This is a genomic window from Stenotrophomonas sp. YJH_SMC_65 (assembly GCF_059369475.1).
The window spans coordinates 141,274-153,790 of the sequence record NZ_JCAFSR010000006.1; the positions used below are offsets into that span (position 1 = coordinate 141,274).

12 protein-coding genes are annotated in these 12,517 nt (G+C 67.3%); 7 read left to right on the forward strand and 5 right to left on the reverse strand.

Going from position 1 to position 12,517, the window contains the following annotated elements; genetic code table 11:
- The first annotated feature begins 21 nt into the window (after positions 1-21).
- From AC5P7A_RS12980 to AC5P7A_RS12990, 3 genes are read left to right on the forward strand one after another with little or no spacing between them, the layout of a single operon-like run.
- Entirely contained in the window at positions 22-816 is a 795-nt protein-coding gene (locus tag AC5P7A_RS12980) for a thiazole synthase (RefSeq protein WP_005418798.1), read from the forward strand.
- Entirely contained in the window at positions 816-1,550 is a 735-nt protein-coding gene (gene trmB / locus AC5P7A_RS12985) for a tRNA (guanosine(46)-N7)-methyltransferase TrmB (protein WP_019660186.1), read from the forward strand. Before AC5P7A_RS12980 ends, trmB begins: the two co-directional genes overlap by 1 nt.
- A gap of 27 nt (positions 1,551-1,577) precedes the next feature.
- Positions 1,578-3,425, forward strand: coding sequence for an SLC13 family permease (locus AC5P7A_RS12990; protein ID WP_032957191.1), 1,848 nt, complete (start codon positions 1,578-1,580; stop codon positions 3,423-3,425).
- Between the two features lie 242 nt (positions 3,426-3,667).
- Here AC5P7A_RS12990 and AC5P7A_RS12995 read toward each other — a convergent pair whose 3' ends face one another.
- The gene (locus tag AC5P7A_RS12995; RefSeq protein ID WP_049440406.1) at positions 3,668-4,003 is read right to left on the reverse strand and encodes a Rieske (2Fe-2S) protein; all 336 of its coding nucleotides are present in this window, start codon (positions 4,001-4,003) and stop codon (positions 3,668-3,670) included.
- Positions 4,004-4,181: 178 nt separating this feature from the next.
- Here AC5P7A_RS12995 and AC5P7A_RS13000 point away from each other — a divergent pair, with 178 nt between their 5' ends.
- The 4 genes from AC5P7A_RS13000 to AC5P7A_RS13015 all read left to right on the forward strand — a co-directional run bounded on the left by AC5P7A_RS13000 (position 4,182) and on the right by AC5P7A_RS13015 (position 7,381).
- Positions 4,182-4,463 (forward strand): hypothetical protein, encoded by a 282-nt coding sequence (locus AC5P7A_RS13000; protein WP_005410817.1) that lies wholly within the window; start codon positions 4,182-4,184, stop codon positions 4,461-4,463.
- Positions 4,464-4,538: 75 nt separating this feature from the next.
- Positions 4,539-5,255, forward strand: a complete 717-nt coding sequence (locus tag AC5P7A_RS13005; RefSeq protein ID WP_445978751.1) for a fumarylacetoacetate hydrolase family protein — start codon at positions 4,539-4,541, stop codon at positions 5,253-5,255.
- A gap of 54 nt (positions 5,256-5,309) precedes the next feature.
- The gene (gene mscL / locus AC5P7A_RS13010) at positions 5,310-5,714 is read left to right on the forward strand and encodes a large-conductance mechanosensitive channel protein MscL (RefSeq protein ID WP_241887061.1); all 405 of its coding nucleotides are present in this window, start codon (positions 5,310-5,312) and stop codon (positions 5,712-5,714) included.
- 245 nt (positions 5,715-5,959) lie between these two features.
- Complete coding sequence (locus AC5P7A_RS13015; protein ID WP_142235242.1) at positions 5,960-7,381, forward strand: M28 family peptidase; 1,422 nt, start codon at positions 5,960-5,962, stop codon at positions 7,379-7,381.
- Between the two features lie 126 nt (positions 7,382-7,507).
- Here the strand turns inward: AC5P7A_RS13015 and AC5P7A_RS13020 are convergent, their stop codons facing one another.
- From AC5P7A_RS13020 to AC5P7A_RS13035, 4 genes are all read right to left on the reverse strand, one after another.
- Positions 7,508-8,959: an alanine/glycine:cation symporter family protein gene (locus AC5P7A_RS13020; protein WP_049440414.1), complete on the reverse strand. Its 1,452-nt coding sequence runs from the start codon at positions 8,957-8,959 to the stop codon at positions 7,508-7,510.
- 10 nt (positions 8,960-8,969) lie between these two features.
- Positions 8,970-9,956: a hypothetical protein gene (locus tag AC5P7A_RS13025; protein ID WP_049404925.1), complete on the reverse strand. Its 987-nt coding sequence runs from the start codon at positions 9,954-9,956 to the stop codon at positions 8,970-8,972.
- A 166-nt stretch (positions 9,957-10,122) separates the two neighbouring features.
- Positions 10,123-10,956, reverse strand: coding sequence for a TrmH family RNA methyltransferase (locus AC5P7A_RS13030; RefSeq protein WP_046432259.1), 834 nt, complete (start codon positions 10,954-10,956; stop codon positions 10,123-10,125).
- Positions 10,957-12,465 carry an alanine/glycine:cation symporter family protein gene (locus AC5P7A_RS13035; RefSeq protein ID WP_495220195.1) on the reverse strand — a complete coding sequence of 503 codons (1,509 nt, stop codon included), beginning with the start codon at positions 12,463-12,465 and terminating at the stop codon, positions 10,957-10,959.
- Positions 12,466-12,517 lie beyond the last annotated feature (52 nt).

Sequence of the window (12,517 nt, forward strand, 5' to 3'; positions counted from 1 at the left end):
CGGATAAGCGATAATCGCGCCATGAACGTTCATGTCTCCCCCGATTCGCTGGTGATCGCCGGCAAGACCTATGGCTCGCGGCTGCTGACCGGCACCGGCAAGTTCAAGGACCTGGAAGAAACCCGCCTGGCCACCGAGGCCGCTGGCGCCCAGATCGTCACCGTGGCCATCCGCCGCACCAACATCGGGCAGAACCCGGGCGAGCCGAACCTGCTGGACGTGCTGCCGCCGGAGCGCTTCACCATCCTGCCCAACACCGCCGGCTGCTACACCGCCGAGGACGCCGTCCGTACCTGCCGGCTGGCCCGTGAGCTGCTGGACGGCCACAACCTGACCAAGCTGGAAGTGCTGGGCGACCAGAAGACCCTTTACCCGGACGTGATGCAGACCCTGAAGGCCGCCGAGCAGCTGGTCAAGGACGGTTTCGAGGTGATGGTCTATACCTCCGACGACCCGATCCTGGCCAAGCGCCTGGAAGAGATCGGCTGCGCTGCGGTGATGCCGCTGGCCGCGCCGATCGGCTCGGGCCTGGGCATCCAGAACAAGTACAACCTGCTGCAGATCATCGAAGACGCCAAGGTGCCGATCATCGTCGACGCCGGCGTCGGTACCGCTTCGGATGCGGCGATCGCGATGGAGCTGGGCTGCGACGGCGTGCTGATGAACACCGCCATTGCCGGTGCGCGCAGCCCGGTGCTGATGGCCAGTGCGATGCGCAAGGCGGTCGAGGCCGGCCGCGAGGCCTTCCTTGCCGGGCGCATCCCGCGCAAGCGCTACGCCAGCGCCTCCTCGCCGGTGGATGGGCTGATCGGCTGATGACCAATCCTTTTGACAGCGCCGGTTCCAAGGCCCCGCCCAAGCCCTTCACCGTGAGCGAGGGCCGCCGCGAGGTGCGCAGCTTCGTGTTGCGCCAAGGCCGCTTCACCCCTGCCCAGCAGCGCGCGTTCGACGAACGCTGGCCGCGCTTCGGCCTCGACTACACCGGCCAACCGCGTGACCTGGACGCCACCTTCGGCCGCCCGGCACACAAGGTGCTGGAAATCGGCTTCGGCAACGGTGCCGCGCTGCGCTTCGCCGCCCAGCACGACCCGTCGCGCGACTACATCGGCATCGAGGTGCACGCCCCGGGCGTGGGCCGTCTGCTGAACGCGCTGGCCGAGGACAATGCCGACCACGTGCGCCTGTACCACCACGATGCGGTGGAAGTGCTGCAGAACGAGATCGCCGACGGCGCGCTCGATGAAGTGCGCATCTACTTCCCGGACCCGTGGCACAAGAAGCGCCACAACAAGCGCCGCCTGCTGCAGCCGGCGTTCGCCGAACTGCTGGTGCGCAAGCTGCGCCCGGGCGGCCGCCTGCACTGTGCCACCGACTGGGAGGACTACGCCGAGCAGATGTGGGATGTGCTCGATGCCACCGCCGGCCTGGTCAACCGTGCCGGCCCGCGTGGCAGCGTGCCGCGCCCGGACTGGCGCCCGCAGACCCACTTCGAGACCCGCGGCCAGAAGCTCGGCCATGGCGTCTGGGACCTGCTGTACGACCGCACCTGACGATCGCCTGAGGACGCCGCGCCCCACATGGATACCGCGCTGACGCTGACCAACGACATGAAGCTCGTGCTCGGGCTGGTCGGCTTCACGATGGCGATGTTCCTGTTCGAGCGCATCCGCGCCGACGTGGTCGCGCTGGTGGTGCTGGTGGTGCTCGGTGTCACCGGACTGATCGCGCCGGAGGAAATCTTCGGCGGTTTCTCCGGTAACGCGGTGATGAGCATCATCGCCACCACCATCCTCGGTGCGGGTCTGGACCGCACCGGGGCGCTGAACCGGCTGGCCGCCTGGCTGCTGCGGCGCGGCCACGGTGTCGAGCAGCGGCTGCTGATGATGACCACGGCCATCGCCGGCCTGAACTCATCCTTCATGCAGAACCCGTCGGTGATGGCGTTGTACCTGCCGGTCGCCTCGCGACTGGCAGCGCGCACCGGGCTGACGATGCAGCGCCTGCTGCTGCCGATCTCGGCGGCGATCGTGATGGGCGGTGCGCTGACCATGGTCGGCAATTCGCCGCTGATCCTGCTGAACGATCTGCTGGCCTCGGCCAACAACAACCTGCCCTCCGGCCTGGCCACCATCGAGCCGCTGCGCATGTTCGCGCCGCTGCCGATCGGCGTGGCACTGCTGGTCGCCTCGCTGCTGTACTTCCGCTACTACGGCGACCGCAAGCTGATCGAGGAAGAAAACCTGGTCAACGACGGGGTCACCCCGGCGCGAACCGAGAGCTACTTTGCCAAGACCTACGGCATCGAAGGCGATGTGTTCGAGCTGGTGGTCAGCGCCGAAAGCCCGCTGGTCGGCATGACCCTGGGCGAGGCCGAGACCCTGCACGATGCGCCACTGCTGCTGGCCCTGAAGACCGGCAATGACACCCGCCTGGCGCCGCCGGCGGAGATGCGCATCTGGGTCGGCAGCGTGCTCGGTGCGATGGGCCCGCGCCAGCAGATCAGCGACTTCGCGCAGAACCAGTTCCTGCGCATGTCCTCGCGCCTGAAGCACCTGGGCGACCTGTTCAACCCCAGCCGCGCCGGCATTTCCGAGGCGGTGGTGCCGCCGACCTCGAACGTGATCGGCAAGAGTGCGGCCGACCTGCGCCTGCGCAAGGAGCGCGGCATCAGCCTGCTGGCGATCAACCGTGACAAGCAGGTGATCCGCGAGGACGTGCGTGACGTGCAGCTGCGCGCCGGTGACATGCTGGTGTTCCACAGCATCTGGACCGACCTGGCGCAGGCTGCCAAGAGCCGCGACTTCGTGGTGGTGACCGACTACCCGACCGGCGAGCAGCGCCCGCACAAGTTCAAGATCGCGATGGCGATCTTCGCGTTGACCATCCTGATCGCGCTGACCAGCAAGCTGCCGGTGGCGCTGACGCTGATGACCGGCGTGGCCGGCATGCTGCTGACCGGCGTGCTGCGCATGGACGAGGCCTATGCCTCGATCAACTGGAAGACGGTGTTCATGATGGCCGGGCTGATTCCGCTCGGCTGGGCGATGGACTCCAGCGGTGCGGCCGCGTGGGTGGCCGGCCATACCATCGACAAGCTGCCGACCGGCATTCCGGTGTGGGTGCTGGAGGTGGCGCTGGCGCTGCTGACCACGGCGTTCTCGCTGGTGATCAGCCATGTGGGCGCGACCATCGTGATGGTGCCCATTGCGGTGAACTTGGCACTGGCGGCGGGTGGCAACCCGACCGCGTTCGCACTGATCGTGGCGCTGTCGGCGTCCAACAACCTGATGACGGCCTCCAACCCGGTGATCTCGATGATCACCGGCCCGGCCAACTACACCCCGCGCGAGATGTGGCGGGTCGGCGGCCCGTTGTCGCTGATCTACACCTGCGTGGTGGTGCTGATGATCAACCTGATGTTCTGAGGGTTGGGGTTTGTTGGCAGGGCTGCGCCCTGCACCCGCCGAATCAACGTCAACGTCAAAGGCTGGCATTCGGTGGCATGGCAGGTTGCCGCGATCTGTCAGAACGGCGTCGTGCATCGCTTTGGTAGGTGTCGACCTTGGTCGACACGGCTTTTGTAGCGTCGAGCCATGCTCGACTGCTCCTGGCGTGATGGGGTCAGAGCCGTTTTCCTCCGGAAAACGGATCCGCCCTCTAGCCGGCCTCAGGCCAGGTAGACCTGCCCGTCGCGCACGTCCATCGGCACCGCGCGCAGGCGGTCGCCCTTGCACGGGCCGGCGATGCAGTCGCCACTGTCCAGCGCGAACGACGCGCCATGCGCGGCGCACACCAGGTGGCCCTCGCGGCTCTTCAGGAACTGCCCCGGCGCCCAGTCCAGGCGGCGGCCGGCATGCGGGCAGATGTTCAGGAATGCGCGCACCTGCGCGCCGTCGCGGTACAGCACCAGCGATTCGGCATCTCCATCGACCACCGCTTCAACCTCGGCAAACGCGCCATCGGCAATGGCATCCAGGGCGATCAGGGCAGCAGCGGCAGTCATGGCGAAGGCTCGTACGGTAAACCCGCATTGTCGCATGCCCACTCAGGTGACTGGCTGCGACATGAACACAAGTCATTGATCCGTAATAAGCACAGGCTATATTTAACGAGTTTTTCACTCAATGACAGTGGCGCGTCCCGATACTCTGGTTTCGCTGATCCCAGCCTATCGAGCCGCCATGTTCAATCGCGCATCCGCCTTCAACCAGTTCCGCACCCTGTTCGCGCCGCGCAAGCCGCGCCACCCGCTGGTGCGCGTTGCCGTGGGCCTGCTTGGCCTGGCGATCCTGGCCGCGATGGTGTTCATCGGTGTGTTCGTCGGTGCGGCGATGATCCTGGTCGGCCTGGCGTGGAAGCTGCTGGCCTCGCGCAAGCCGGGTGTTGCCCGTCCGGTCGACCCGACCGTGGTCGAAGGCGAGTACCGCGTGGTACGCAAGCCGGTGTTGCCGGCCTCGCGCTGATCCACCTCCTCCGCGCCCGCTGACGGCGGGCGCCATGCGTTCTAGACTGCGGGCACGCCCTTCCTGGATGCCCGCATGTCCGATGTCTCCGATGTGATCCCTGCCGTAGCCTTGCCGCGTGTGCCGGTAGCCGGTGGTGGCAGTTTCCCCGTGCACCGCATCTACTGCGTCGGCCGCAACTTTGCCGACCACGCCCGCGAAATGGGCGCGGCCGTACCGGCGGCCGATGACCGCGGCCGCCCGATGTTCTTCAGCAAGCCGGCCGATTCGATCGTGGTCGGTCACGACGATGCCATCCCCTACCCGCCGGCGACCGCCAACCTGCACCACGAAGTGGAGCTGGTGGTGGCGATCGGCCGCGATGCGCCCGTCGGCGAGCTGGCGGTGGCCGATGCCGACGCACTGGTCTACGGCTATGCCGTCGGCCTGGACCTGACCCGCCGCGACCTGCAGGCCGCCGCCAAGGACAAGGGCCACCCGTGGGACGCGGCCAAGGGCTTCGATGCCTCCGCGCCGATCAGCGAAATCGTCCACGCCGAGGAAGTCGGCGACCTGGCCGCGCTGAACCTGTCGCTGGAGGTCAACGGCGAGGTGCGCCAGCAGGCTCTGCTCGACCAGATGATCTGGAACGTGCCGGAGATCCTGCATGAGCTGTCCAAGCTGTGGCAGCTGCGTGCCGGCGACCTGGTGTTCATGGGCACGCCGTCCGGCGTGGCCGCGCTCAAGCCCGGCGACCGCTTCAGCGCGCGCCTGGAAAACGTGGCCGAGCGCCACGGCGTGATCGCCGGCTGACATCACCTGCGCTACCCTGCGCGCTGTCCACTTCCCCACCGGAGAAAAACAACAATGGGAATGCTCACCGAGTTCAAGGAATTCGCGATGCGCGGCAACGTCATCGACCTCGCCGTCGGCGTGGTGATCGGCGCGGCCTTCGGCAAGATCGTGACCGCACTGGTCGAGAAGATCATCATGCCGCCGCTGGGCTACCTGATCGGCCGCGTGGACTTCTCCAGCCTGGCCTGGACGCTGTCGCCAGCCCGGCTCGGACCGGATGGCAACGAGATCCCGGCGGTGGTGGTTGGCTACGGCGACTTCATCAACACCGTCATCCAGTTCGTGATCGTGGCTTTCGCGATCTTCATCGTGGTCAAGGCGATCAACCGCCTGTCGCGCAAGAAGGAAGCGGCACCGGCGGCGCCGGCCGAAGAAGTGGTGCTGCTGCGCGAGATCCGCGACAGCCTGAAGAAGTAAGGGTACCGGGCGCCTATGGGCGCCCCTCCCACCTGTAGAGCCGAGCCCACGCTCGGCTGATCTGCGAAAGGCAGCCGAGCATGGGCTCGGCTCTACAGAAGCAGGCGAAAGCCCCGCTCCGGCGGGGCTTTCGCTTTGCTGCATCTGGCGGAAAACAGCATCCGCGCCAGCCATGACCTCCCGCCCATGCGCCGGGCTGAACGACTGTTAAGCTCCAAGGCTTAGGTCCCTTCCCGGAGTTGTCCATGCGTCGCCGCGTCCTTGCCATCGCATCCTCCCTCGCCCTGTTGGCCGCCCCGGCCTTCGCGGCACCGCGCACCACCACCCTGCCCCCCGCCTCGCTGGCGACCGCCGCGCAGCTGCGCGACCAGGCGCTGGCCGATGACACCGGCTGGAAGGTGGTCGAGTCGCTCACCACCGAGATTGGTCCGCGCATCGCCGGCAGCGAAGCCGATGCCCGCGCCGTTGCCTGGGCCGAAGCCAAGTTCAAGGCCCTGGGCTTCGACAAGGTCTGGAAGGAGCCGGTGACGTTCCCGAAATGGGAGCGTCGCAGCGAACACGCCGCCGTGACCGGCAGGAACCCGCAGCCGCTGCAGATCACCGCACTGGGCGGCAGCCCGGGTGGCACCGTGGAAGCCGAGGTGGTGCGCTTCGCCGACCTGGCCGCGCTGCAGGCCGCACCGGCAGGTTCGCTGAAGGGCAAGATCGCCTTCGTCGATTACCAGATGCTGCCCTTCCGCGATGGCCGCGATTACGGCCGCGGCGGTGCGATCCGCAGCAAGGGCCCATCCGAAGCCATCCGCAAGGGCGCGGTCGGCTTCCTGATGCGCTCGGCCGGTACCGACTCGCACCGCGTGCCGCACACCGGCATCACCCGTTTCGATGACGGCCTGACCCCGGTGCCGTCGGCCGCGCTGTCGGTGCCCGATGCCGACCAGCTGGCCCGCCTGCTGGCGCGTGGCAGCACCACGGTGAAGGTGGTACTGGATTGCGGCTGGGATGGCACCGCCACCTCGTACAACGTGATCGGCGAGATCACCGGCCGCAGCCTGCCGAAGGAAGTGGTGGTGATCGGTGGTCACCTGGATTCGTGGGACCTGGGCACAGGCGCCGTGGATGACGGCGCGGGCGTGGGCATCACGATGGCCGCCGGCCACCTGATCGGCCAGCTCAAGCAGGCACCGAAGCGCACCATCCGCGTGATCGCCTTCGCCAACGAGGAACAGGGCCTCTACGGCGGCAAGGCCTATGCCGAGGCACACGCCAAGGACGTGGCCCTGCACCAGCTGGCCGCCGAGAGCGACTTCGGCGCAGGCCGCATCTATGCCTTCAATACTGGTTCACCGAATCCGGAAGGCTCACGTGAAGCGACGAAGCAGATTGCCGAAGTAATGAAGCCGCTGGGCATCGAGTACCAGGCCGACAAGGGTGGCCCGGGCCCGGACGTCGGCCCGCTGGCCGCCAAGGGCGGTGCGTGGGCGTGGCTGGCGCAGGATGGCTCGGACTACTTCCACCTGCACCACACCGCCGACGACACGCTGGACAAGATCGACCCGAAGGCGCTGGCGCAGAACGTGGCCGCGTATACGGTGTTCGCCTACCTGGCGGCGGAAGCCGACGGCAGCTTCGGCAGCGAGGCCAAGGCGACCACGCCGCCGAACGAGTGATGCGGTGGCGCCGGGCCATGCCCGGCGAGTGCAGCGGGAAGAGCGGTGCGAACCGAGGTTCGCACCCACCGGGCAATGGCGTGGGTCAGAGCCCTCGCCCTGGCGAGGGATCTGACCCCGATCCTGTCAGCCTTCCCACACGCTGGTGTTGCGCACGCCCAGCAGTTTCGGGTTGAACAGCGGATCCTTGCCGGCCTGGCGATGCTGCTCGTAGTCGCGCAGTGCGGCCAGGGCAGGCCTTTGCAGCAGCAGGATGGCGATGATGTTCAGCCAGCTCATCAGGCCGACGCCGATGTCGCCCAGCGACCAGGCCACTGTGGCACTGTTCACCGCCGAGTAGCCGGTCGCTGCCAGGAACAGCAACTGGAAGACGCCCATCAGCCACGCCGCCGGCCGATCGCGGCACAGATAGCTGACGTTGGTCTCGGCCATGTAATACAGCGCCAGGATGGTGGTGAACGCAAACGGCAGGATCGCCAGCGCCACGAACGAACGGCCGAAGCCCGGCAGCGTCGATTCCACCGCGTGCTGCACGAAGCGTGGGCCGGCTTCGACACCCGGCAGATTGCCCAGCAGCAGGCGCGCCTCATCCGGAATACCGTTCACCGCCGGGTCGTAGACGTTGTACAGGCCGGTGGACAGGATCAGGAAGGCGGTCGCACTGCACACCACCATTGTGTCGATGTAGACCGAGAACGACTGCACCAGGCCCTGCTTGACCGGATGCGAGACTTCCGCGGCGGCGGCCGGATGCGCACCACTGCCCATGCCGGCCTCGTTGGACAGCACGCCACGGCGCACGCCCCACTGGATGGCGGTGCCGATCATCGCGCCGAACGCCGCATCCACGCCGAATGCACTGCGCAGCACCAGCATGATCACCTCCGGCACCCTGTCCGCGTTGAGCACCATCACCAGCGCCGCGACCAGCAGGTAGGCCACGGCCATCAGCGGCACCACCCATTCGGCCACGCGCGCAATGCGCCGCACACCGCCGATGAGGATGGCACCCAGCACCACCAGCAGAACCGCCGTGGTGGTCATCACCGGCACGTCCCAGGCTTCGTTCACCGCACTGGTGATCGCATTGGACTGCGTGCCGGCCAGCATCGCGCCCGCCAGCACCGTCACCAATGCGAACAGCACGGCATACCAACGTTGGCCGAGGCCTTTTTCGATGTAGTACGCCGGGCCACCCCGGTATTGTCCTTTGCCGTCGCGCTCCTTGTAGATCTGCGCGAGCGTGGACTCGATGAAGGCGCTCGAGGCGCCGAGGAAGGCGACGATCCACATCCAGAAGATCGCGCCGGGCCCGCCGAAGGCGATGGCCATGGCGACGCCGGCGATGTTGCCCACGCCCACGCGGCTGGACAGCGAAAGGGACAACGCCTGGAACGGCGACACGCCGGCATCGGAGCGCTCATGGCGGAACATCAGGCGCAGCATGTCCGGCAATGCACGCAGCTGGATGAAGCGCGTGCGGACGCTGAAGTACAGGCCGGTGAGCAGGCACAGCACCACCAGGTAGGGGCTCCAGACGACGCCAAGGATCGCGTTGACGATGGATTCGATGTTCATCGGCGGCCCCTCAGAAGAACATGCCCAGGGCGACCTGGGGGCTGATGATGCGGCCGGTGTTGCGGCCAGCCACGCTGAACTCGACGCCGGCGATCAGGCCCAGTGACGGGCTGAAGTGGTACTCCACGGCCGGCGCCAGGGTGACGCTGCGGCTGGCCGGGCGATGCTCGTCGATGCGTTCGAAACCACCGCTGGCGTTGCGCGCGAAACCCCTCAGGCGCTGGCCGGTCTCGCGGCTGGCGGCCACTTCCATCACGCCCACCCAGCGCGGATTGAAGCTGTACTCGGCGCCGACCGACAGGCCCAGCACCGACCCCCGGGAGATGTGCCCCTGGAAGCTGTCGTCGGTGCCGTAGACGCTGGCCCCGGAGATCGCCGTCCGCGACGGCGCAGGCCCGGCGCTGAGCTGGGCACGCCAGCGCAGCGGGCGGTCGTTACCCAGCCAGACCACCTGCTGCACGCCCAATGCGGCAGTGGTGCGCTGCACACCGTCGCCCTGCGCATCGAGCGGATTGCCGGTGATGCGGTCATGGCTGCCGGTGCTGAAGCGCTGCACCAGCGCGACCGAGATGGCCGGACGCGTGCCATCGGCATTGGGCGCCTGCAACAGGTACTGCAGGCGCGCGGTGGTGTCACCGGCACGGAAACCACTGCTGCGCGCGCCGCCCTGTTCAGCACGCGATGCACTGAGATTGACCTGCCCCATCACCCGGTCGCTGAAGCCGTAGATGATCGGTACCACCGTTGCCCATGCGCCGCTGCGTTGCCCACTGCGGCGGCGATGGCCGCCATCGTCGTAATGATCGCGGCTGTCGATCCGCACCAGATAGGGTTCGATGTACCAGTTGCCCTGCGGCAGGCCAGCCGGGTTGGGGGTGATCAGCGGCCCGGTGAAGTTGACGCCGTCCAGGCTGCGTTCGCTGGCTGCGGCACGGCCGTTGGCAAGGACGCTGGTCAGGACCAGCAATGCGATGAGGATACAGCGTGGGTGATGCATGGCAGCCTCTTCTGGACAACGTGGGATGGAGTTCCACCCTGCGTTGCCGGAAGCGGCTGACCAATAAGGAAACTTTCAAAACATCATGCGCGCTTGACGCAATTACGGACCCTGGAAGGGGTCAGAGCCCTCGCCTGCGGCGAGGGATCCGACCCGGGATACCGGATCAGCCGCGGCGGCTCGCCCACTGCGCCAGCAGTACCGCCGTGGCCGAGGCCACGTTCAGGCTCTCCACCGCGCCGCTGCCGGGAATCGAGACCTGCTGGTCGCACGCTCCCGCCAGGCTGCGGTCCATGCCCTCGCCTTCGGCGCCCATCACATACACCAGGCGGGCCGGCAGCGAGGTGCGGAACACGTCGTCACCGCCCTCCACCAGGGTCGCCGCCAGGCCGAAGCCGGCCGCACGCAGCTGCGTCATCGCCTGGGCGGTCTCCGGCAGCTGCACCAGCGGCACCGCTTCTGCACCGCCCTCGGCCACTCGCGCGGCGGCACCGGACAGCGCCAGCGTGCTGCCGGCCGGCAGCAGCAGCGCCTTGGCGCCGAAGTGTGCGGCCGAGCGCAGGATCGCACCGAGGTTGTGCGGGTTGCCCACGCCATCAAGCCACAGCGCCAGCGCCGGGCCGTCGCCGACCTGCTCCAGCCACTGCGCCAGCGGCAGCGCCGGCGCGCGCAGCACATCGGCCACCACGCCTTCGTGGTGGGTGGTGCCGGCAAGCTTGTTCAGATCGCCGTCTTCAACCACGCGATACCCCACGCGGTTGGCCACGCACCACTTCAGCAGCGGCTGGAGGCGCGGAATGCGCGCCTCCAGCAGGTACAGCTTGCGCAGCGCCTGTGGCCGCGCTTCGAACGCGGCCAGCACGGCATTCAGGCCGTACAGGCGCAGCTCGTCGCTGCCACCGCGCCCACCACCGCCCGTGGCCGGCACCTCCGGGCGCGGCAACGGCGTTGCGCGCGGCGGACGGGCGGACGGGCGGCGGTTGTTCCAGGGGTTGTTCACTTACACACTCTCCTGCTTGCGCTGGCGCCAGAAATCGGCGTTCTTGATGCCCAGGGCATCAGGGTCGAACACCGGATCCAGGCCCAGCTTCTTCTGTCGTTCGTAGTCACGCAGGGCCAGCATCGCCGGCTTCTGGATGATGAGGATGGCAATGATGTTCAGCCAGGCCATCAGGCCGACGCCGATGTCACCCAGCGCCCAGGCCAGGGTCGCATTATGGAACGCGCCGAACACCACCATGCCGATGATGCCCAGGCGCAGCACCAGCACGGTCAGCGGGCGCTTCCTGTTGTGGTTCACATAGCTGAGGTTGGTCTCGGCCATGTAGTAGTACGCCATGATGGTGGTGAAGGCGAAGAAGAAGATGGCGATCGACACGAACGCCGAACCCCAGCCCGGCAGCACCGCTTCCACGCCGGCCTGGGCGTAGCCCGCACCTTCGGGAATGCCGGCCAGGCCCTGGAAGATCGGCGCGGCGCCCTCCACCGGCGAGTACACGTTGTAGGTACCACTGGCCAGGATCAGGAACGCGGTGGCGGTGCACACCATCATGGTGTCGAAGTAGATCGCGAAGGCCTGCACGTAGCCCTGCTTGGCCGGATGCGAGACTTCCGAGGCGGCCGCTGCATGCGGGCCCGAGCCCTGGCCGGCTTCGTTGGCATAGATGCCGCGCTTGATGCCCCACTCCACCGCCAGGCCCATCATCGCGCCGAATGCGGCATGCGTGCCGAAGGCACTCTTGAAGATGATGCCGAACATCTCCGGCACGCGGTCGTAGTTGATGATCATGATGACGATGGCCATCAGGATGAAACCGGCGGCCATGAACGGCACCACCACTTCGGCGAAGTTGGCGATGCGCTTGACGCCACCGAAGATCACCACGCCCAGCAGCAGCGCCACCACGATGCCGATGCCCAGCTTCAGCGCCTGCACCGATTCCATGCCGAAGGCCTGGCCATCGAGCGGACCGCACAGCGCGGTGCCACGGCAGGCGTTGATGATGCTGTCGGCAATGGCGTTGGCCTGTACGCCCGGCATCAGGAAGCCGGCGGCGATGATCGTGGCGATGGCGAAGGCCAGCGCGTACCACTTCAGGCCCATGGCCTTTTCGATGTAGTACGCCGGGCCACCGCGGTAGCGGCCTTCGGCGTCCTTGGTCTTGTAGATCTGCGCCAGGGTGCATTCCACATACGACGTGGACGCGCCGAGGAAGCCCATCACCCACATCCAGAAGATCGCACCGGGGCCGCCGAAGGCGATGGCCGTAGCCACGCCGGCGATGTTGCCGATGCCCATGCGGCCGGCCATCGACATGGCCAGGGCCTGGAACGAGGACACGCCGGCGTCGGATTTCTCACCCTTGACGGTGAGGCGGCACATCTCGAAGAAGCCGCGGATCTGCATGAAGCGCGTGCGCAGGCTGAAGAACAGGCCGGCGCCCAGGCACACGAAGATCAGTGCCTTGCTCCAGATGATGCTGTTGATGAAGTGTACGGTTGCTTCCACGCGCGCTCTCTCCAGTCGGCGGGTTGTAAGGACGTCCCGTCGGCTGGAAGGG